General features: G+C 72.6%; 14 protein-coding genes. All 14 read right to left on the bottom strand.

Annotation, left to right across the window (positions count from 1 at the left end):
• Nucleotides 1-3: 3 nt before the first annotated feature.
• Complete coding sequence (locus tag ACFZP7_RS28665) at nucleotides 4-852, bottom strand: TatD family hydrolase (protein WP_385636650.1); 849 nt, start codon at nucleotides 850-852, stop codon at nucleotides 4-6.
• Nucleotides 852-1,517 (bottom strand): EboA domain-containing protein, encoded by a 666-nt coding sequence (locus tag ACFZP7_RS28660; protein WP_223780860.1) that lies wholly within the window; start codon nucleotides 1,515-1,517, stop codon nucleotides 852-854. The genes ACFZP7_RS28665 and ACFZP7_RS28660 overlap by 1 nt, the downstream gene beginning before the upstream one ends.
• Nucleotides 1,514-2,494 carry a sugar phosphate isomerase/epimerase gene (locus tag ACFZP7_RS28655; RefSeq protein WP_086875538.1) on the bottom strand — a complete coding sequence of 327 codons (981 nt, stop codon included), beginning with the start codon at nucleotides 2,492-2,494 and terminating at the stop codon, nucleotides 1,514-1,516. The genes ACFZP7_RS28660 and ACFZP7_RS28655 overlap by 4 nt, the downstream gene beginning before the upstream one ends.
• Nucleotides 2,491-3,570 carry an SCO3242 family prenyltransferase gene (locus ACFZP7_RS28650; RefSeq protein WP_385636645.1) on the bottom strand — a complete coding sequence of 360 codons (1,080 nt, stop codon included), beginning with the start codon at nucleotides 3,568-3,570 and terminating at the stop codon, nucleotides 2,491-2,493. The genes ACFZP7_RS28655 and ACFZP7_RS28650 overlap by 4 nt, the downstream gene beginning before the upstream one ends.
• Nucleotides 3,567-4,916: an inositol-3-phosphate synthase gene (locus tag ACFZP7_RS28645; RefSeq protein WP_385636642.1), complete on the bottom strand. Its 1,350-nt coding sequence runs from the start codon at nucleotides 4,914-4,916 to the stop codon at nucleotides 3,567-3,569. Before ACFZP7_RS28645 ends, ACFZP7_RS28650 begins: the two co-directional genes overlap by 4 nt.
• A gap of 189 nt (nucleotides 4,917-5,105) precedes the next feature.
• Entirely contained in the window at nucleotides 5,106-8,810 is a 3,705-nt protein-coding gene (locus tag ACFZP7_RS28640; RefSeq protein WP_385636639.1) for a ThuA domain-containing protein, read from the bottom strand.
• Between the two features lie 287 nt (nucleotides 8,811-9,097).
• Nucleotides 9,098-10,096, bottom strand: a complete 999-nt coding sequence (locus ACFZP7_RS28635; RefSeq protein WP_385636636.1) for a sugar phosphate isomerase/epimerase family protein — start codon at nucleotides 10,094-10,096, stop codon at nucleotides 9,098-9,100.
• 16 nt (nucleotides 10,097-10,112) lie between these two features.
• Nucleotides 10,113-11,414 carry a Gfo/Idh/MocA family protein gene (locus tag ACFZP7_RS28630; RefSeq protein ID WP_385636634.1) on the bottom strand — a complete coding sequence of 434 codons (1,302 nt, stop codon included), beginning with the start codon at nucleotides 11,412-11,414 and terminating at the stop codon, nucleotides 10,113-10,115.
• Nucleotides 11,415-11,498: 84 nt separating this feature from the next.
• On the bottom strand, nucleotides 11,499-12,542 hold the full coding sequence (locus ACFZP7_RS28625) for a substrate-binding domain-containing protein (RefSeq protein ID WP_031017864.1): 1,044 nt from the start codon (nucleotides 12,540-12,542) through the stop codon (nucleotides 11,499-11,501).
• A 17-nt stretch (nucleotides 12,543-12,559) separates the two neighbouring features.
• Complete coding sequence (locus ACFZP7_RS28620; RefSeq protein WP_019328717.1) at nucleotides 12,560-13,579, bottom strand: ABC transporter permease; 1,020 nt, start codon at nucleotides 13,577-13,579, stop codon at nucleotides 12,560-12,562.
• Nucleotides 13,576-15,093 carry a sugar ABC transporter ATP-binding protein gene (locus tag ACFZP7_RS28615; RefSeq protein ID WP_385636631.1) on the bottom strand — a complete coding sequence of 506 codons (1,518 nt, stop codon included), beginning with the start codon at nucleotides 15,091-15,093 and terminating at the stop codon, nucleotides 13,576-13,578. The genes ACFZP7_RS28620 and ACFZP7_RS28615 overlap by 4 nt, the downstream gene beginning before the upstream one ends.
• 165 nt (nucleotides 15,094-15,258) lie before the next feature.
• Entirely contained in the window at nucleotides 15,259-16,440 is a 1,182-nt protein-coding gene (locus ACFZP7_RS28610; RefSeq protein WP_031017868.1) for an ROK family transcriptional regulator, read from the bottom strand.
• A gap of 289 nt (nucleotides 16,441-16,729) precedes the next feature.
• Nucleotides 16,730-17,416 carry a GntR family transcriptional regulator gene (locus tag ACFZP7_RS28605; RefSeq protein ID WP_029394051.1) on the bottom strand — a complete coding sequence of 229 codons (687 nt, stop codon included), beginning with the start codon at nucleotides 17,414-17,416 and terminating at the stop codon, nucleotides 16,730-16,732.
• Between the two features lie 213 nt (nucleotides 17,417-17,629).
• Nucleotides 17,630-18,580 carry a beta-ketoacyl-ACP synthase III gene (locus ACFZP7_RS28600; RefSeq protein WP_031017872.1) on the bottom strand — a complete coding sequence of 317 codons (951 nt, stop codon included), beginning with the start codon at nucleotides 18,578-18,580 and terminating at the stop codon, nucleotides 17,630-17,632.
• Between the last annotated feature and the right edge of the window lie 101 nt (nucleotides 18,581-18,681).

Below are 18,681 nucleotides of genomic sequence, written 5' to 3'. Positions count from 1 at the left end.
GGCTCACTCACCGCCGCGCAGGATGGAGTTGCCCTCGTGCGTGGCGTCCGGCGAGGCGACGTCCAGGCTCAGTCGTCCGCTGAGGCCGTAGAAGGCGACGGGGTTGCGCCACAGCACCCGGTCCACGTCGTCCTCGCCGAAGCCCTCCTCGAGCATCAGGTCACCGACCTTGCGGGTCTTGAGCGGGTCGCTCCTGCCCCAGTCCGCGGCCGAGTTCACCAGCACCTTCTCCGGGCCGTACTCACGCAGCAGAGCGACCATGCGGGCCTCGTCCATCTTGGTGTCCGGATAGACGGAGAACCCCAGCCAGGCACCGCTGTCCTTGGCCTCCTTGACCGTGGTCTCGTTGAGGTGGTCGACCAGCACCCGGTCCGTGGGCAGCGCGGACTCGCGCACCACGTCCAGCGTGCGGCGCAGCCCGGCGAGCTTGTCCCGGTGCGGGGTGTGCACCAGCGCCGGCAGGCCGTGGTCGGCGGCGAGCTGCAACTGGGCGGCCAGCGCGGTGTCCTCGGCGGGAGTCATCGAGTCGTAGCCGATCTCCCCCACCGCCACCACCCGGTCCTTGGCCAGATAGCGCGGCAGCTCGGCCAGCACCGGCGTGCAGCGCGGGTCGTTCGCCTCCTTCGGGTTCAACGCGATCGTGCAGTGATGGGCGATCCCGTACTGCGCCGCACGGAACGGCTCCCAGCCCAGCAACGCGTCGAAGTAGTCACAGAAGGAAGCCGGAGAAGTGCGGGGCTGCCCCAGCCAGAAGGCGGGCTCGACCACGGCACGGACACCCGCGGCATACATGGCCTCGTAGTCGTCGGTGGTCCGGGACGTCATGTGGATGTGGGGGTCGAAGATGCGCATCAGGACTCCTTGCCGTGGGGGTCGGCCGGGCCGGGAGCGGGAGGCTCCGACTCGGTCAGGGCCAGGACGCGGTGGAGGTCTTCGGGAACGGGACGGCCGGCGGCGGTGCGTTCGGCCGCGTAGTCGGCGAGCATGCGGGCGAGTTCCGTGTCGCCGGCGGCTCGACGGTCGAGGTCCGCCACGCTGTCGACCGGAACGCCGGTGAACAGGCACTTGAGCACGGCGTGCCGCCACTGGTGGGCGTCCAGGTGCCGGGCCGCGTAGGGGCCGAGGGCGGCGGCGACCAGCCGGGTGTCGTTGGTGCGCAGGGCGTCCTCGACGAGCGGGACGGCGTCGGGGCCGGGGACGAGGTGGGGCAGCGCGTGCAGGACGGCACGGCGTTCGTCCGCGGTGCCCTGGGAGTAGACCCTGGTCAGGGCGTCGGTGCCGGCCCGGGCCGCGTGCAGGACGAGGACGCGCGCGGCGTCGGCGTGGGCGGGGCCGCAGCGGCGGCCGGCCTCGGCCAGTCGCAGCTCCCACACCGAGATGGGGCCGTGGGTGCCGGGGTGGGCCGCCGCCTCGTCCAGGGCCTGGTCCAGCCAGGACCGGGCGGCTCCCCCGAGTTCCGCGCTGAGGGCGGCGCGCAGGTCGGCGGGCGGGACGTGGGCCGCGTGGAGCTGCGTCATGGGTGTGGCTCCCTTCCTGGGGTGTCGGAGGGCTCGCCCGAGCGGGTGGTGCGGGAGGTCGCCGTCGCGGCCCGGCGGAGGAACGGGAGGGAGCGTTCGGCGAAGTGGGGGCCCGCGTGGGAGTGCCGGGGCAGTTCGACGACGGTCAGGCCCTGGTAGCCGGTGGCGGCGAGGGCGTCGAGTACGGGCGGGAAGTCGATCTCGCCGTCCCCGAAGGGCAGGTGTTCGTGGACGCCGCGCCGCATGTCCTCGATCTGCACGTGCCGCAGCCAGGGCGCGGCGGCCCGTACGCAGTCGGCGGGCGGCAGGGGCTCCAGGCACTGGCAGTGCCCGATGTCGAGGGTGAGACCGAGGTGCTCGGGGTCGCCGAGGGTGTGCCGCAGCCGGTGGAAGCCGTCGAGGTCGGCCAGGAGGTGTCCCGGTTCGGGTTCCACCGCGAGCGGTACTCCGGAGCCGGCGGCGGCTTCCAGGACGGGGGCGAGGGATTCCGCCAGTCGCTTCCAGGCCGTCTCCTCGTCCGTCCCCGGCGGGGTGATGCCGCTGAAGCAGTGCACGGCGTGCGCGCCGAGGTCGGCGGCGACGCGTACGGCCCGCAGCAGCAGGTCCGTGCGACGGGCACGGTCGCCGGGGTCCGGATCGAGAAGCGAGGGTCCGTGCTTGCGGCGCGGGTCGAGCACATAGCGGGCGCCGGTCTCCACGGTGACGCCGAGGCCGAGCGCGTCCAGCCGGTGCGCCAGACGGCGGGTGCGGGCGGCCAGCTCGGGGGCGAGCGGGTCGAGGTGCATGTGGTCGAGGGTCAGACCGACGCCGTCGTAGCCGAGGTCGGCGAGGAGGCCGAGGGCGTCGTCGAGACGGAGGTCGGCGAGCCCGTTCGTGCCGTAACCGAAACGGAGGGGGGACGCGGGGGCCCCGTCCCGGGCCGTCGGCGTGCTCGGTGCCGTCTGCTCGTGCCGTGCCGGCGGGGACTGTGGGCTCATGTGATGCTCACCTTCCTCATGGCGGCCCTCCTGGCGAACATCCGGCCCGCCGGGGCCAGGGCGGCGACCAGCAGGGACGCGACGGGGGCGCCGGCGCGTGCGGCCAGTGCGGCCTGGAGCGGGACGGTGGCCCGGATGCCGCCGCCGACGGCGCGCTGGGTGAGCGGGGGTGAGGGGTTGAGCGCGGCGTGGACGTAGGGGCGGGCGGCCGTCGCGGCGTAGGCGGCGGCCAGGGCGGTGGTGAGGGCGCCGTTGGCCCCGGTCGGCCGGGTAGGCGGAGTGGAGCCCGACAGGCCGGGGGCGGCTGCTGCCCGCCGGCCTGCCGGGAGTCGGATGCGGCCGTCGGCGACCAGCCGGGTCAGCACCCCGGTGGTCGCCAGGGCCGCCAGCGGGGCCAGGCCCGAGCCGCCGGTGGTCTCCCGCCGGGACACGGCCGTGACCGCGAGGGTGTGACTGCCCAGCAGCGCGGCGGAGGGCAGTGCGGCGCGGGTGCCGCCGCCGGTGGCGGCCGCGCCCAGGAGCAGGTCCAGACCGCGCGCGGCGGCCATCGCCACCGGCCCGGCGGGGGTGTGCTTCAGACCGAGGTCGTAAGCCCAGACGGTTGCCGCCAGGGGCGCGGCGACCGCCAGGGCGGGGCGCCCCGCTCCGGCGGCCAGCGCCAGGCCGGCGCCGGTGAGGACGCCGGCCGCGGTGAGGGCGGCCGCCGGACGGACACGGCCGGACGGAAGGGGACGGTGGGGGCGTTCCACGGCGTCCTCGGCACGGTCCGCCCAGTCGTTCAGGGCCATGCCCGCCTCGTACAGGCACAGGGAGGAGCCGATGGCGAGCAGGGTGCGGCGGCCGGGGCGGGCGCCGGCCGCCGCCGCACCGGCCAGGGCGTCACCGGGAACGGTGAACAGCGCGGGCAGGCGCAGCAGTTCCGCCCAGGCGGCGGCGTGTCCGGACCGGGGGACGGAAGGACGGGCGGCGGCGTCGGAGGAGGCCGCCGGGGCGCCGGCCAGGGACGGTGCGTGCTGCCCGGGCACGGCCGGGTCCGCCGCGGACCCGGCCCGCGCCGCGGGCGCCGTGCGGCTCACCGCCGCCCCCCGCTGTCGCCGGCACCGTGCCGTGGCCCATCGGCCGCGCGGTCACCGGCCGCGCCGTCACCGGGCCCTCGATCCTCGGCCGCGCGGTCACCGGGCGCGGTCCCGTACGCCTCGCTCCCGGCGGCACCACCCCCGGTTCCGCCGTCCGCCCGGACGCCGGTGTCACCGGGGTCACCGGTGTCACCGCTGCCGTCCCGCAGCCGACCGGCGAAGCGTTTCAGCTCCGCGTACTGTTCGCCCAGGGACGCCGGGCCGTCGCCGACCGGGTCCTTGAAGTAGAAGCCGAGTTCGACCAGCGGCCCGGTCAGGCCCCGCTGCTGGGCGCGGGCGGCCAGGCGGGCCAGGTCGAGGACGAGCGGCGCGGCGAGGGCCGAGTCGCACCCCTGCCAGGTGGTCTGCAGGACCATGCGGGCGCCGAGGAAGCCGCCGAACGCGATGTGGTCCCACGCGGTCTTCCAGTCCCCGAGGGCGGGCACGTCGTCGATGTGCACCTCGCCCTCGGGCGCGGCACCCAGGGTGTCGGCGAGGACGCGTTCCTTGCCGGCGTTCTTCGCGGCGGCCGCCGCGGGGTCGGCGAGGGCGGCGCCGTCCCCGCCGCCCAGCAGGTTCGTGCCCGACCAGGCCCGCACCGCCAGCGCCCGCTGGGCGAACATCGGCCCCAGCACCGAACGCAGCAGGGTCTGCCCGGTCTTCCCGTCACGGCCCGCGTACGGCACGCCGGCCGAGGCGGCGAGCGCGGTCAGCGCCGGGTGGTGCAGGCCGGTGGACGGGGTGAAGTTGACGTAGGCGCAACCGGCCCGCAGGGCCGCCGCGGCGTACAGGGAGCTGGGCGGCAGGGAGCCGTCGGCGGGTGCGGGCTCGGTGGAGGCGACGTTCACCACGACGGCGCCCGCGAGGTCCTGGCGGCGCACGAAGTCGCGGATGTCGGCGGCGAACGCGTCGATCCACGCGTCGTCGGTGCGGTCCGGTCCGCCGTCGGTGTCCCCGGGCAGCGGCCCGCCGGGACGTATCTCGCGGTCGGCGGCGACGAGTTCGGCGTGCACGGCGGACGGCAGCCCGTGCGGCAGCACGCCGCCGGCGGCGAGGTGCTCGGCGCGCTTGGGCAGCGGGCAGTCGACGGTGTCGTGGCCGCCGAAGACGAGGGACGACAGCGGGGGCAGTCCGCAGGAGGCGAAGTCGGGAGTCTCGGTGATCATGCCGGTCGGCGGATGGAGTCCGCCGGCGACGGCGGCGCAGCCGGCGATCGCGGTCGTGGCCACGGAGCCGCGTGCCCCGATGAGCCAGACGCCGAATCGGGGGGCGGTGGAGGGGGTGGGACGGGACGGTTCGGCGGACATGGGCAGCCTCCTTGTCGTACGCGAACCTGGTGCGAGCGCCGGAAGGGGACGAGCGGGGTGCCGGGGCGCGTCGGCCCCGGCGGGACGGCGGGCGGAGGTCCGGCGTCCTCCGCCCGCCGCCGTTCCGGTTGCCCCGGAGGGCGGTGCCGCCCCGGGTGGGGCGGCGGGTCCTCCCGGAGGGCGTTCGCCCTAGGAGGGCAGTTCCTTCAGCTGGATGTTGCGGAAGGAGACCTGGTCGTCGGCGCCGTGGTTCTGCAGGCCGATGTAGCCGTCGGTCAGGCTCCGCTGGGGGTCCTTGTTGGTGAAGTCGTTGATCTTGACTCCGTTGAGGAACACCTGGAGGCGTTCGCCCTGGACCTTGATCTCGTAGGAGTTCCACTGGCCGGGCGGCCGCAGGACCTGGTCACGGGCCTTGATGTTCGCCGACTTGAAGGAGTAGACGGAGCCCGTGGTGCGGTCGGGCGCGTCCGTGGCGTCGATCTGGATCTCGTAGCCCTTGTTCACGGCGGACCAGGGGTCGTCGGAGGCGGGGAAGCCCACGAAGACTCCGGAGTTGTCGTCGCCCCGCATCTTCCAGTCGAGCTTGAGGGAGTACGACTTCAGCTCCTTGGCCTGGTACCAGAGCAGGCCCATGCCGCCTTCGGACTCCATGGTGCCGTCCTTGACGGTGAACTTGCCGGGGCCGGCCTGCTTCCAGCCGTCCAGGGTCTGGCCGTTGAAGATGTCCCGGTAGCCCTTGGTCGGCTTGCAGTCCGCCTTGACCTGGCCGGTGGCGTACTGCATGCCGCCGAGCAGATGGGCGCGGAACGCCTCGTCCGCGTAGGACTCCTTGGTGTGGCCGCCGCCGGTGTAGAAGGAGCGGCCGCCGCCGTAGCTCTGGCACCAGGCGATCGGGTGGTCGCCCTTCATGTTCCCGCCCTGGTAGGTGGTCTCGTCGAGGGTGGCGAGGACCTTGGCCTGCTCACGCGGGTTGGTGCGGTAGTTGTACCACTCGTCGGTGCGCTCCCAGGTGTCGCCGAGGTGCGCGGTGGACGGGTGGTCGTGGTCGTGGACGCGCACGGTGGCCTTCTGGATGGCCGGGTGCGAGTCGAAGTAGGCGCCGACGAGGCCGCCGTAGAACTCCCAGTCGTACTCGGTGTCGGCGGCGGCGTGGATGCCCATGTAGCCGCCGCCGTTCTTGACGTAGTTCTCGAACGCCTTCTGCTGGTCGGTGTTCAGGACGTCACCGGTGGTGGACAGGAAGGCGACCGCGTCGTACTTGGCCAGGTTGGCCGTGGTGAACTGGCGGGCCTCCTCGGTGGCCGTGACCGAGATGCCGGCCGGGGCGCCCAGCTCCTTCAGCGCGGCGATGCCCTCCGGGATGGAGTCGTGGCGGAAGCCGGCCGTCTTGGAGAAGACCAGGACCTTCTTGCCCTTCGTGAACGGCTCCTTGGAGAACTCGAAGTCGTCCACGTCGTACAGCGCGCCGTCGCCGCCCCGGAAGACCAGGTAGATCTCCGTGGTGCGCTTCGGCAGGGAGCGCAGCGGCACGTCGACGTTCTGGAACGTCTCCCAGCCGCCGGTCGGCGGGATGTACGCCGAACCGTGCAGCGGGCCGGTGGGCGAGCCGGTGCGCAGCTCGACGAAGCCGCCGGCGCCGCCGGAGGAGGCCCGGACGGTCAGCTTCTTCTGCCCGTCGAACTTGTAGGGGCTGAAGGAGATCCAGTCGCCGTCGTGGATGTCGCCGACGGTCTTGCCGCCGTTGGCGCCGGTCTTGTCGATGACGGACACGCCCTGCTGGGTGCCGAAGTGCTCGGCCTGGCGGTGCGGCGGCTGGATGACGGTGCGCGCGGTGCCGGTCAGGGCCTCCTGGCCGTTGGCGCCGCCGTCGGTGTAGCTGGCGCCGACGACGCCGTAGATGTTGGCGTTGGGGTCGTGACCGCCGTCGCCGGGCGGCGGGTTGAGGGTGCCCTCACAGCCCATCTCGCTGGTCAGCTCGTGGGCGTGGGAGTCATGGCCGAGGCTGTAGGCGACCTTGACCTTGGAGCAGTCGATCGTCTCCTCGGGGTCGGTGACCTTCACCTTGAAGGGGACGGGCTCCCCCATGGGCAGCAGGGTGCCGTTGCCCGGGACCTCGATCTGCACCTTGGGCTCGGTGTTGCCGACGACGATGCGGACGCTGGCGTTGCCGGTGTTGCCCTCGGGGTCCTTCGCGGTGAAGGTGGCGGTGTAGGTGCCGACCTTCTTGTACTTGTGGGTGGGGTTCAGACCCTCGCCCTTGGTGCCGTCGCCGAAGTCCCAGCTGTAGGTGAGGTCCGGGGAGTCGGCGTCCTTGGCGGAGGCGGTGAACTGCACCTTCAGGCCGGCCGCGCCGGACGTCTTGTCGGCGCTGCCCTCGGCGATCGGTGAGAAGCCGTCCTCGGCGTTCTCGATCCGGTACAGCGCGGAGTTCTCGTCGCCCTGGAACCAGGAGACGCCGTAGTCGAGGACGTAGAGCGCGCCGTCGGGGCCGAACTCCATGTCCATGATCTGGGTGCCGGTCCACGGGAAGTCGTTGATCTTCGCGACGGTGCCGTCGGCGTTCTGCTCGATCCGCTTGATCCAGCGGCGGCCGAACTCACCCGCGAAGAAGTCGCCGTCGAACTCCTCCGGGAACTTCACCGAGGAGTCCAGCTCGGGGTCGTAGCGGTAGACCGGGCCGGCCATCGGGGACTCGGAGCCGCTGCCGAACTCGGGCACGCTGCCGCCGTCGTACGGGATCCAGGCGGGCTGGGCGGGCGGCAGGTCGACCAGGCCGGTGTTGTGCCGCGAGGTGTTCTTCGGGGCGGCGCAGTCGAACTTCTCGCCGGAGGTCTTGGTGGCGAAGTCGTAGTCGACGTAGGCGTCGTTGGCGCCGGTGCAGAACGGCCAGCCGAAGTTGGCGGGCTCGGTGACCTTGGCGAACTCGACCTGGCCGGCGGGGCCCCGGTTCGGGTCGGCGGAGCCGGCGTCGGGTCCGTAGTCGCCGACGTAGATCGTGCCGGTCTTGTCGTCGACGCTCATGCGGAACGGGTTGCGGAAGCCCATCGCGTAGATCTCGGGACGGGTCTTCTCGGTGCCCGGCGGGAAGAGGTTGCCCTCCGGGACGGTGTACGAGCCGTCCTCGGCGACCTTGATGCGCAGGATCTTGCCGCGCAGGTCGTTGGTGTTGCCGGAGCTGCGGCGGGCGTCGAAGGCCGGGTTGCGGTCGGCCCGCTCGTCGATCGGCGTGTAGCCGTCGGAGGCGAAGGGGTTGGTGTCGTCGCCGGTGGACAGGTAGAGGTTGCCCTCGGCGTCGAAGTCGATGTCGCCGCCGACGTGGCAGCAGGTGCCGCGGGAGGCCGCGACGTCGATGACCTTCTTCTCGCTGGCCGTGTCCAGCGTGCCGTTGGGGTTGAGGACGAAGCGGGACAGGCGGTTGACGCCGTCGAACTTCTTGAAGTCCTCGGCGGTGCCGGTCTCCGGGGCGTCGCCCGCGGGGGTGTCGAGCGGCGGGGCGTAGTACAGGTAGATCGCCCGGTTGTTCTCGAAGTCCGGGTCGACGCCGACGCCCTGCAGGCCCTCCTCGTCGTGGCTGTAGACGTCGAGCTTGCCGGCCACCTTGGTGACGCCGCCCTGGTCGGTGATGCGCAGGGTGCCGTCGCGCGAGGTGTGCAGGACGCTGCGGTCCGGGAGCACGGCGAGCGACATCGGCTCGCCCATCTCGGGTTCGCCCTTGGCGAGCGGTACCTGCTGGAACTGTCCCTCGGCGGCGGCCGGCTCGTCGGCCGCCGGCTGGGCCACGGCGACGGTGGCCGGGGTGCCCACGGCCAGCATCAGGCCGGTGACCAGCGCGAGGGCGGTGCGAAGTCGGGGACGCCTCGTGGTGTGGGTGCCTTTGAGTCTGCTTCTGTGCACGAAGTCCCTCCGGGAACGGAATGGGCCGTACGGGATGGTGCGGAGTCGTGCGGTGCGTGCGTTGAGGAGAGGTGCGGTGCGGGCGCCGGGGTGCGCCGTCACCCCGGAGGCGTGTGCGTCCTGAACACTTCAGGGACGGTAACCCTGTTCGTCCGGGGCCAACACCCCTTGGGTCAGGAATAGTTGAACTTCTTCCTATCCCAGGACAAAGCGGGATCCGGGCAGATCGGACCGGGGACCGGCGGATGCTCCGGTCCCCGTTCCGACCCGTGGGCGGAGGCGTGGGATCAGCTGTTGAACGCGGCGTCGAAGGACGCCGTCGGCGGCTCGAAGTCGAACGCCTTGAGCCGGGTGAGGGCCTCGGGGGCGCCTTGGAGGCGGTCCATGCCGGCGTCCTCCCACTCGACGGAGACCGGCCCCCGGTAGTCGATGGAGCGGAGCATCCGGAAGACGTCCTCCCAGGGCACGTCTCCGTGGCCGGCCGACACGAAGTCCCAGCCGCGGCGCGGGTCGCCCCACGGCAGGTGGGAGCCGAGCCGTCCGTTGCGGCCGTCGAGACGCCTGCGGGCCTCCTTGCAGTCGACGTGGTAGATCCGGTCGCGGAAGTCCCACAGGAAGCCGACGGGGTCGAGGTCCTGCCACACGAAGTGGGAGGGGTCGAAGTTGAGGCCGAAGGCCGGCCGGTGGTCCACCGCCTCCAGGGCCCGCTGCGTGGTCCAGTAGTCGTAGGCGATCTCGCTGGGGTGGACCTCGTGGGCGAAGCGCACGCCCTCGGCGTCGAAGACGTCGAGGATCGGGTTCCAGCGGTCGGCGAAGTCCTGGTAACCGCGTTCGATCATGGACTCCGGGGCGGGCGGGAACATGGCGACCAGATGCCAGATCGCCGATCCGGTGAAGCCGATGACGGTGTCGACGCCGAAGCGAGCGGCGGCGCGCGCGGTGTCCTTGATCTCGGCCGCGGCCCGCTGCCGTACGCCCTCGGCGTCGCCGTCGCCCCAGATCCGGGCGGGCAGGATCGCTTCGTGGCGCTCGTCGATGATGGCGTCGCACACGGCCTGGCCGACGAGGTGGTTGGAGATCGCCCAGCACTTCAGCCCGTACTTGTCGAGCAGCTGGTGGCGGGAGTCCACGTAGGAGGGGTCGGTCAGGGCCTTGTCCACCTCGAAGTGGTCGCCCCAGCAGGCGAGTTCCAGACCGTCGTAACCGAAGTCGCGGGCGAGTCGGCAGACCTCCTCCAGCGGCAGGTCCGCCCACTGGCCGGTGAAGAGAGTGAAGTTGCGTGGCATGTCGCTGCCGGCCTCCTCAGGGGGCGATGGGGGCGAGTGGTGCGATCGGGGTGTAGACGGAGTTCTTCTCGGCGCTCTCCTCCACGGCCGCGAGCACGCGCTGGACCTGCAAGCCGTCGGCGAAGGACGGCTCGGGCCGGCGGCCCTCGGCGACGGCGTGGACGAGGTCGCGCGCCTGGTGGACGAAGGTGTGCTCGTAGCCCAGGCCGTGGCCCGGCGGCCACCAGGCGTCCAGGTAGGGGTGCTCGGGCTCGGTGACCAGGATGCGGCGGAAACCGCCGTGCTCCCCCGGCTCCGTACCGTCGTGGTACTCGAGTTCGTTGAGCCGCTCCAGGTCGAAGGCGAGGGAGCCGCGCTCCCCGTTGAGTTCGATGCGCAGGGCGTTCTTGCGGCCGGTGGCGTACCGGGTGGCCTCGAAGGAGGCCAGGGCGCCGGAGGTCAGGCGGCCGGTGAACACGGCGGCGTCGTCCACGGTGACCTCGCCCGTGGTGCCGTCCGCGGAGCCCGCCGACAGGCCCTGGGCGGCGCCCTCGGGCAGCGGGCGCTCCCGCACGAAGGTCTCGGTGAGGGCGGAGACGCCCACGATCCGCTCCCCCGTCAGGTACTGGGCGAGGTCGACGATGTGGGCGCCGAGGTCGCCGAGGGCGCCCGAACCGGCCAGTTCCTTGCGCAGCCGCCAGGTCAGCGGCGCCTTCGGGTCCACCAGCCAGTCCTGGAGGTACGTCACCCGCACGTGCCGCAGCCGTCCGACGCGGCCCTGGGCCACCATCCGCCGGGCCAGCGCGGTCGCGGGCACCCGGCGGTAGTTGAAGCCGACCATGGCCACCTGGCCCCGCGCGCCGGCCTCCTCGGCCGCCCGGGTCATCGCCTCGGCCTCGGCGACGGTGTTGGCCAGGGGCTTCTCGCACAGGACGTGCTTGCCGGCGGCGAGCGCGGCCAGCGCGATCTCGGCGTGGCTGTCACCGGGGGTGCAGATGTCGACGAGGTCGATGTCGTCCCGTTCCACCAGGGTCCGCCAGTCGGTCTCGGTGCTCGCCCAGCCGTACCGGTCGGCCGCGGTGCGGACGGCGTCGGCGTCCCGGCCGCAGATGGCCGCCGGCACCGGGTTCAGGGGCAGGTCGAAGACCCGGCCGGCGGTGCGCCAGCCCTGGGAGTGTGCGGCGCCCATGAAGGCGTAACCGACCATGCCGACGCGCAGCGGCGGTCTGTTGGCGGACGCCCCCGTCGCCCCGGTCCCGGCTCCGGTCCCGCTGTCGGTCCCGGTTCCGGTGGCCGGTTCCTGTTCCCCGGCCCCCTCGGGCTGCTGCGGCTGTCCCATGCGGATGTCCTCCTCGTCGTGGTGCGCGGTGGGGGGTGGGCCCCGCCCCGGTCGGCTGGTCGGGCCGCTCCGGGGCGGCGGCCCTCACTTGAAGCCCGTGGGCATGTACTGGTCGACGTTCTCCTTGTCGACGACGGCCGAGTAGCAGGTGACGGTCGAGGGGATCTCGAACTCGGCGAGGCCGCTGATCCCCTTGCCCTGGCCGAGGGCGCGGGCGAGGTCGATCGCCGAGGCGGCCATGGTCGGCGGGTAGAGCACGGTCGCCTTCAGCACCCCGCTGTCCGCCTTGATGGCCTGGAAGGCGGAGAGCGCGCCGGCGCCGCCGACCATCAGGAAGTCGTCGCGTCCGGCCTGCTCGATGGCGCGCAGCGCGCCCACGCCCTGGTCGTCGTCGTGGTTCCACAGGGCGTCGAACTGGGACTGGGCCTGGAGCAGCTGGGCCATCTTGGCCTGGCCCGACTCGACGGTGAACTCGGCGGCCTGGCGGGCCACCTTCTGGATGTTCGGGTAGTTCTTCAGGCCGTCGTCGAAGCCCTTGGTGCGCTGCTGGGTCAGCTCCAGGTTGTCCAGGCCGGCCAGCTCGATGACCTTGGCGCCCTGCTTGTCCTTGAGCTTCTCGCCTATGTAGTGGGCGGCGTTGAGGCCCATGCCGTAGTTGTCGCCGCCGACCCAGCAGCGGTAGGCCTGCGGGCTGTTGAAGATGCGGTCGAGGTTGACGACCGGGATGCCGGCGCGCATCGCCTTGAGACCGACCTGGGTGAGGGCCTTGCCGTCGGCGGGCAGGATGACCAGGACGTCGACCTTCTTGTTGATGAGGGTCTCGATCTGGCCGATCTGCTGGGCGGTGTCGTTGGAGCCCTCGGTGACCTCCAGGGTGACGTCCGAGTACTTCTCGGCGCGCTGCTGGGCCTGGTCGTTGACGGCGTTGAGCCAGCCGTGGTCGGCCTGCGGACCGGCGTAGCCGATGGTGACCGGCTTGCCGGGCTTGTCGTCGGCGGCCGGCTGGGTGTCCGCGGCCTTGTCGCCGCCGTCGTCGGGGTCGTTGCTCGTGCACCCGGTGAGGACGGCACCGGCGGACACGGCGGCCGCTCCGAAGAGCAGTCCTCTGCGGCTCGGGAGGTTCGTCATGGAGGTGGACCCTTTCCTCAGTGCGTGCTTGCGGTACGGCGCTGGACCAGCACGGCGGCGACGATGATCGCGCCCTTGGCGATCTGCTGCACGTCGGTCTGCAGGTTGTTCAGGGCGAAGATGTTGGTGATGGTGGTGAAGATCAGGACGCCGAGCACGGAGCCGACGATGGTGCCCCGGCCGCCGCTGAGCAAAGTGCCGCCGATGATCGCGGCGGCGATGGCGTCGAGTTCGTAGAGGTTGCCGTTGGTGTTCTGGCCGGAGCCGGCCAGGACGATCAGCAGGAAGGCCGCGATGCCGCAGCACAGCCCGGACAGCAGGTAGAGGTAGAGCCGCTGGCGGCGGACGTCGATGCCGGCCAGCCGGGCGGCCTCCGCGTTGCCGCCCACGGCGACGGTGCGGCGTCCGAAGGTGGTCCGGTTCAGCACCAGCCAGCCGATGACGGTGACGGCCGCGAAGACCAGGACCAGCGGCGGGATGCCGAGGATGTAGGAGTCGCGTTCGCCGAGGTCCAGGACGCTGGGCACGGTGACGACCTGGGTGCGGCCGTCGGTGATCTGGAGCGCGAGGCCGCGGGCCGAGGCCAGCATGGCGAGGGTGGCGATGAAGGGCACCATCTGGCCGAAGGCGATGAGCACCCCGTTGACCAGTCCGCAGCCCACTCCCACCACGACGGCGGTGAAGAGGATGCCGACGAATCCGAACTCCTGGGTGGCGACGGTGGTCGCCCACACCGATGCCAGGGCGACGATCGCGCCCACGGACAGGTCGATGCCCCCGGAGATGATCACGAAGGTCATGCCGACGGTGACGACGCCGATCACGGACGCCTGGGTGAGCACCAGCTGGAGGTTGCGGGTGTCGAGGAACGAGTCGGGCTGGGTGATGCCGCCGATGAGGACCAGGACGGCGAGCACGCCGAGCAGGGTGAGGGTGCGGACGTCGGCGCGGCCCAACTGGACCCGCCAGGCCGGCGGACCGTCCACCGGTGCCGCCTTGCCGGTGCCGTCCCGGGGCGGGGACACGTGCTGCGTCATGACGCCGGGCTTCCTTCCATCACGAGGTCGAGTACGCGGTGTTCGTCGAGTTCGCGGGCGGGGGCCTCGTGCACGACGCGGCCCTCGCGCAGCACCAGCACGCGGTCGGCGAGGCCGAGCACCTCGGGCACCTCGCTGGAGACCAGCAGCACGGCCAGCCCCTCGTCGGCGAGGCGGCGGATGACCGCGTACAGCTCGGCGCGGGCGCCGACGTCGACGCCGCGGGTGGGTTCGTCGAGGAGCAGGACCTTGCAGCCGCGCAGCAGCCAGCGGGCGAGGACCGCCTTCTGCTGGTTGCCGCCGGACAGGGTGCGCACGGGCACGGAGGGGTTGTCGGGGCGCAGGGACAGCTCTCGGGTCGCCGCGTGCGCCGCCTCCCGTTCGGCGCCGCGGTCGAGCCAGCCGCCGCGCGAGAAGCGGGACATGGCGGAGACCGACACGTTGCGGGTGACGGACTCCAGCATCAGCAGGGCCTGCGCCTTGCGCTCCTCGGGGGCGAGTCCGAGCCCGGCGCGGACGGCGGCGCGGACGCTGCCCGGCCTGAGCGGGCGTCCCTCGACGAAGACCTGGCCGGTGCTCGCCCTGCGGGCGCCGTAGACGGTCTCCAGGATCTCGGAGCGGCCGGAGCCGACGAGACCGGCGAGGCCGACGATCTCCCCGGGGCGGACCTCCAGGTCGAGGGAGTGGAACTCGCCCTGCCGGGACAGGCCCTTGACGCTCAGCACGGGTTCGCCGGCGGGCGGCGCGGCCGGACGCTGGGGAAAGACGTACTCGACGTTGCGTCCGGTCATCAGCGCCACCACGTCGCGGGTGGGCGTCGACTCGGCGGGCAGTCCGCCGGCGACGGCCCGGCCGTCCTTGAGGACGGTGACCCGGTCGCCGATGCGGCGGATCTCCTCCAGGCGGTGCGAGATGTAGACGACGGCGACGCCGTCGGCGGTGAGGTCGGCGACGATGCGGAACAGGTTGTCGACCTCGTCCGGGTCGAGCGCGGCGGACGGCTCGTCCATCACGATGAGCCGTACGTCGTGCGAGAGCGCCCGGGCCATGGACACGATCTGCTGCTGGGCCGCCGACAGCTCCCCGACCAGCCGTCCGGGGTCGACCTCGGGGTGCCCGAGCCGCTTGAGCAGCCGGGCCGTCGACTCCTTGGCGGTCCTGCCCCGGACGACGAAGCCGCCGGCGGTCGGCTCGTGTCCCAGGTGGACGTTCTCGGCGACCGACATGTGTTCCACCAGGTCGAGTTCCTGGTAGATGGTGGCGATGCCCAAGCGCATGGCCGCGATGGGCGAGCGGAGCGTGACCTCCTCGCCGCGCCACCGGATGGTGCCGGTGTCGGGCTGGTGGGCGCCGGCCAGCACCTTGATGAGGGTGGACTTGCCGGCGCCGTTCTGGCCGAGCAGGCAGTGCACCTCGCCGGCCTGGACGTCGAGGTCGACGCCGTCCAGGGCCCGGACTCCCGGGAAGGACTTGGTGATGCCGGACATGCTGAGCAGCGGTGGTTCTGGTGCCATGTGAGGTCCCCTCGGCGGGCATGCGGGCCGGTGTCAGGGCAGAGCAGGGCAGGGTCGGGGCGGAGCGGGGCAGGACTGTGCGGAACGGAGCCGTACGGAACAGGGCATGTCGGGGTAGAGCGCTGTGCCGGGTGTCGCTGTGATGCCCGTGGAGGCGAAGGGTGCCTACGCGGGTGAGAACAGGTGGTCGCTGATCAGCCGGGCTCCGCCGATGACTCCGGCGGTGGGTCCCAGCTCGCCCAGGACGATGGGCAGGTTGCCGGTCGCCAGCGGCAGCGACTGGCGGTAGACCTGGGTGCGGATCGCGGCGAGCAGGTTGTGGCCGAGGCCGGTCACCCCGCCGCCGATCACCACCAGGCCCGGGTTGAAGAAGCTGACCAGTCCGGCGATGACCTGGCCGGTGCTCCGGCCGCCCTCCCGGATCAGGTCGAGCGCGGTGGCGTCGCCCGCGGCGGCCGCGGCGGCGACGTCGGCGGCACTGAGGCCCCCGTTCGCCTCCAGCCGGCCCGCGAGTTCGGCCGAGCGTCCCTGCTGGGCGGCCTCGGTGGCGTCGCGGGCCAGGGCCGCGCCGCTGAAGTGCGCCTCCAGGCAGCCCCGGTTGCCGCAGGCGCACGGGCGTCCGTCGGGCACGGCCTGGATGTGCCCGATGTCGCCCGCGCTGCCCGTCGTACCGCGGTAGACCTCACCGCCGACGACGATGCCGCAGCCGATGCCGGTACCGATCTTGACGACGAGGAAGTCGTGCACGGTGCGGGCGACGCCCGCGTGCTGCTCCCCCAGCGCCATCAGGTTCACGTCGTTGTCGACCATGACCGGGCAGCCGAGTTCCTGGCTGAGCGCCTCCCGCACGGGGAAGCCGTCCCAGCCCGGCATGATCGGCGGTGCCACCGGCACACCCTCGGGGAAGCGGACCGGTCCCGGGACGCCGATGCCGGCGCCGTCGAAGCCCTCCGCGAGCCCCGAGGCCCGCAACTTGGCGGCCATGGACAGGACTTGCTCGAAGACCGCGACCGGTCCCTCGCGTACGTCCATGGGCTGGTTGATGTGCCCGAGGATCTCCAGCTCGGCGTTGGTGACGGCGACGTCGACCGAGGTCGCGCCGATGTCGACGCCGAGGAAGCGCAGTTCGGGATTGAGCCGGACGTTGTGGCTGCGCCGCCCGCCGCGCGAGGCGGCGAGCCCGTCGGCCACGACCAGCCCGGTCTCCAGCAGCCGGTCCACCTCGACGGCCAGCTTCGACCGGGAGAGGTCGACCTGGTCGCCGAGCTGGGCACGGGAGTTGGGTCCCGAGTCGCGCAACAGCTGGAGCAGTCGCGCCTGGTGGGTGTTGGCGGGTCGTGCGGTCATGCGTCTCACGAACCCCTCCCCGCCTCAATCGGCCTTGAGTGTGCCGGTTTCCGGCCACGTTCCTTGGCTTGCTTTCGGAGGGAACGTAGCAGTGGCCGCCCGGTGTGGGAAGAAGTCACGCACGAATTGCTGCGAACTTTCTCCACTGAGTGGACAAAGACGTGCGGCCCGCCTCCGTCCGCCGGCCGGTGCGTCGCCGGCCCCAGGACGCGAAAGGGCCGCCCGGCTCTCCCGCCGGGCGGCCTCCGCACCGCTTCTGACCTCGCGTTTCCGCTACGAACCGGGTCCGCTACGAGCCGTCCGACTCGGCGCGCGCGTGGTACGAACGCCGGGTGTGCTCGGTGTGCTCGCGCATCAGCCGTGTCGCCCGCTGCTCGTCCCGGTCGGTGACGGCGGCGATCAGCCGGCGGTGCTCGATCCAGGACTGCCGGCCCCGCTGCCGGGCGACGGGCGTGTAGTACCAGCGGACCCGGCGGTCGACCTGTGCGGCGAGTTCGGCGAGTACGGCGTTGCCCGCCAGCTCCATGATCTTCGCGTGGAAGCGGGCGTTGGCGGCGACGGCGGCGTCCACGTCGTCCGCGGCGACGGCCCGCTCCCCCTCCTCGCACAGCGCCTCCAGGGCGGCCACGCCCGCGCTCGAGGCGTTGGCGGCGGCGAGCCGGGCGGCCTCGGCCTCCAGCAGCGTACGGACGGTGAGCAGCTGGTCGGCCTCCTCCTCCGTCGGCTCGTGGACGAACGCTCCCTGGGCGGGGCGCAGATCCACCCAGCCCTCGGTGTTGAGCCGCTGCAGGGCCTCCCGCACGGGCTGCCGCGACACACCGAGATGACCGGCGAGTTCGCTCTCGACGAGGTGCTGGCCGGGCCGGAGGGCCCGGGTGGTGATGAGTTCGAGCAGCGCCTCGTAGACCCGGTCGCGCAGCGGACCGGGGCGTTCGAGTCTGGGCACCGCGCCCTGCGGCAGTCCTGCGGACAACATCGGTCCCCCCTCGGAAAGGTACGACGAGCGGAACGAGCACGGCCGGCACCCGGACGCACGGACACGGCGGGCAGGCCGGATAACGACGGGCACGCCGAGTACGACAGGTACGCCGGGTACCCCGAGCATGAATTGTCTTTCGTCTACAGTCTACGGCGCGGGCGGCCGACGGACCGGGGTGGGGTACGTCACAACCCGGCCGGGCACGGGCGTTCAGGGGCAGCGCACGACCTGCCCGGCGTAGGAGAGGTTGCCGCCGAAGCCGAAGAGGAGCACCGGGTCGCCGGTGGTGATCTCGCCCCGCTCCACCAGCTTGGACAGGGCGAGCGGGATGCTCGCCGCCGACGTGTTTCCGGACTCCACGACGTCCCGGGCGACGACCGCGTTGACGGCGCCGATCTTGGCTGCGAGGGGTTCGATGATGCGCAGGTTGGCCTGGTGCAGGACGACCGCGGCGAGGTCGGCGGGGGTGAGTCCGGACCGCTCGCAGGCCCGGCGGGCGATGGCGGGCAGCTTCGTGGTCGCCCAGCGGTAGACGCTCTGGCCCTCCTGCGCGAACCTCGGCGGGGTGCCCTCGATGCGCACCGCGTTGCCCATCTCGGGCACCGACCCCCACAGCACGGGCCCGATCCCGGCCTCCTCGCCCGGGGCGCAGGCCTCCACGACGGCCGCCCCCGCCCCGTCGCCGACCAGCACGCAGGTGGTGCGGTCGGACCAGTCGGTCACCTCGGACATCTTGTCGGCGCCGATGACCAGGGCCCGGCTCGACGAACCGGCCCGTACGGCGTGGTCGGCGGTGGCCAGGGCGTGGGTGAAGCCCGCGCACACGACGTTGAGGTCCAGCGCGGCGGGGCCGGGGATGCCGAGGCGGGCGGCGACGCGGGCGGCGGTGTTCGGGGAGCGGTCGATCGCGGTGGAGGTGGCGACCACGACCATGTCCACGTCGGCGGGGGTCGCCCCGGCCGCCGCGAGGGCCTTGGCGGCGGCGTGGCCGGCCAGCTCGTCGACCGGCTCGTCCGGTCCGGCGATGCGGCGGGAGACGATGCCGACACGGCTCCTGATCCACTCGTCGCTGGTGTCGACCATGCCCGCCAGGTCCTCGTTGGTGAGGATTCCGGCGGGCTGGTAGTGGCCGACGGCGGTGATCCGGGAGCCGTGGTGCATGGGTGGAGTCCTCGCTGCCTCGGGTACGGGATCCACCAGTGTGATCAGTGACCGGCGGGTACGAGGGCAGGTGAAGCGACAGGAAACGGGCGTCCGCCTTG

The organism is Streptomyces sp. SudanB5_2050, from assembly GCF_964272335.1.
Classification (GTDB): Bacteria; Actinomycetota; Actinomycetes; order Streptomycetales; family Streptomycetaceae; genus Streptomyces; species Streptomyces rochei.
The sequence above is the reverse complement of the archived record's forward strand: the minus strand, read 5'-3'. Positions and strand labels throughout refer to the sequence as shown.

Coding starts and splice junctions, on each gene's coding strand:
- ACFZP7_RS28665 (WP_385636650.1), bottom strand. CDS start 852: ATGCGCATCTTCGACCCCCACATCCACATGACGTCCCGGACCACCGAC.
- ACFZP7_RS28660 (WP_223780860.1), bottom strand. CDS start 1,517: ATGACGCAGCTCCACGCGGCCCACGTCCCGCCCGCCGACCTGCGCGCC.
- ACFZP7_RS28655 (WP_086875538.1), bottom strand. CDS start 2,494: ATGAGCCCACAGTCCCCGCCGGCACGGCACGAGCAGACGGCACCGAGC.
- ACFZP7_RS28645 (WP_385636642.1), bottom strand. CDS start 4,916: ATGTCCGCCGAACCGTCCCGTCCCACCCCCTCCACCGCCCCCCGATTC.
- ACFZP7_RS28635 (WP_385636636.1), bottom strand. CDS start 10,096: ATGCCACGCAACTTCACTCTCTTCACCGGCCAGTGGGCGGACCTGCCG.
- ACFZP7_RS28630 (WP_385636634.1), bottom strand. CDS start 11,414: ATGGGACAGCCGCAGCAGCCCGAGGGGGCCGGGGAACAGGAACCGGCC.
- ACFZP7_RS28625 (WP_031017864.1), bottom strand. CDS start 12,542: ATGACGAACCTCCCGAGCCGCAGAGGACTGCTCTTCGGAGCGGCCGCC.
- ACFZP7_RS28620 (WP_019328717.1), bottom strand. CDS start 13,579: ATGACGCAGCACGTGTCCCCGCCCCGGGACGGCACCGGCAAGGCGGCA.
- ACFZP7_RS28615 (WP_385636631.1), bottom strand. CDS start 15,093: ATGGCACCAGAACCACCGCTGCTCAGCATGTCCGGCATCACCAAGTCC.
- ACFZP7_RS28610 (WP_031017868.1), bottom strand. CDS start 16,440: ATGACCGCACGACCCGCCAACACCCACCAGGCGCGACTGCTCCAGCTG.
- ACFZP7_RS28605 (WP_029394051.1), bottom strand. CDS start 17,416: ATGTTGTCCGCAGGACTGCCGCAGGGCGCGGTGCCCAGACTCGAACGC.
- ACFZP7_RS28600 (WP_031017872.1), bottom strand. CDS start 18,580: ATGCACCACGGCTCCCGGATCACCGCCGTCGGCCACTACCAGCCCGCC.